The sequence below is a fragment of the Hydrogenophaga electricum genome (assembly GCF_030160815.1).
Lineage (GTDB): Bacteria > Pseudomonadota > Gammaproteobacteria > Burkholderiales > Burkholderiaceae_C > Hydrogenophaga > Hydrogenophaga electricum.
This window is the reverse complement of record NZ_BSPB01000128.1, coordinates 1-1,302: the sequence shown is the minus strand read 5'-3', so window position 1 is coordinate 1,302 and position 1,302 is coordinate 1. Positions and strand designations below refer to the sequence as shown.

The 1,302-nt window shown below is 60.5% G+C and carries 1 protein-coding gene; it reads left to right on the top strand.

Annotated features, from left to right (window positions below; genetic code table 11):
* The first annotated feature begins 88 nt into the window (after positions 1–88).
* Positions 89–1,201, top strand: coding sequence for an IS5 family transposase (locus tag QQK43_RS23080; protein WP_234267689.1), 1,113 nt, complete (start codon positions 89–91; stop codon positions 1,199–1,201).
* The last annotated feature ends 101 nt before the right edge of the window (positions 1,202–1,302 follow it).

The window sequence follows — 1,302 nt, the reverse complement described above, 5'->3', positions numbered from 1 at the left end:
CAGGCTGTTGAATTTCGCTCCCATAAAACCTGGCATTCAGGAGCATCGTTGTAGATACTGACTGCTCGCTCAACAAGGAGTCCAGACGATGCGAGGTTCAGACGCGATGCAGGAGTCATTGTTCACAGTGGCCAAGCTGGAAGACTTCGTACCAGCAGATCACCCATTGCGACCGATCCGTAGCCTGATCAACGAAGCGCTGGTGCGTCTGAACGGTCTGTTCAACACCATCTACGCGGACACGGGCCGCGCCTCCATCGCCCCCGAGAAGCTGTTGCGCGCCATGCTCATCCAGGTGTTCTTCTCGGTGCGCAGCGAGCGCCAGTTGGTCGAGCAGATCCGCTACAACCTGCTGTACCGCTGGTTCATTGGTCTGGCCATCGACGACGAGGTGTGGGATCACTCCAGTTTCTCCAAGAACCGCGACAGGCTGTTGGAGCACCGGGTGGTGGAGAACTTCTTCACCGAGGTGATGACTCTGGCAGACAAACGCAAGCTGCTCAGCAAAGACCACTTCTCGGTGGATGGCACCCTGATCCAGGCTTGGGCCAGCCACAAGAGTTTCACTCCCAAGGACTGCAGCGACAACGATGGCGATCCCGGTGCAGGGCCCGGACGCAATGCGCCGGCCAACTGGCACGGCAAGCCACGCAGCAACGCCACCCATGCCAGCACTACTGACCCCGACTCCCGGCTGTTCAGGAAGAGCCAGAACTCAGCGGCCATCCTGGCCTACCAGGGTCACGTGCTGATGGAGCACCGTTCAGGATTGGTGGTCGGCGCCGTGGTCACGCATGCTGATGGCTATGGCGAGCGCGCGGCCGCGCTGGCAATGCTCGATACGTTGCCAGGCAGGCACCCGCGAACGGTTGCAGCAGACAAGGCCTATGACACCCGTGACTTCGTGCAGGCGTGCCGCCAGCGGTGCGTTACTCCCCATGTAGCCAGTCACAGCACCCGCTGGGGTGGAAGTGCCATCGACGGCAGAACGACACGCCATACGGGCTATGCAATCAGCCAGACCATTCGAAAGCGCATCGAGGAGCACTTCGGTTGGGGCAAAACGGTGGGGCGCATCCGCCAGACGGTTTACCGTGGCATTGAGCGGGTAGACCAGCACTTCAAGCTGACGATGACGGCCAGCAACATCGTGCGGATGGCGCGGATATTCAGTGCGATGGGGGCAGCGGCGAGCCGATAGGCGCAACAGACAGCCTTGGCGAGCGATTGCTCGCACTGCAAGGCTGCTTCAAGTGCCAACCAAACAAGTCATCTGCCGCAGACGCTGATCGGAAGGTAGTG

Coding starts and splice junctions, on each gene's coding strand:
- QQK43_RS23080 (WP_234267689.1), top strand. CDS start 89: ATGCGAGGTTCAGACGCGATGCAGGAGTCATTGTTCACAGTGGCCAAG.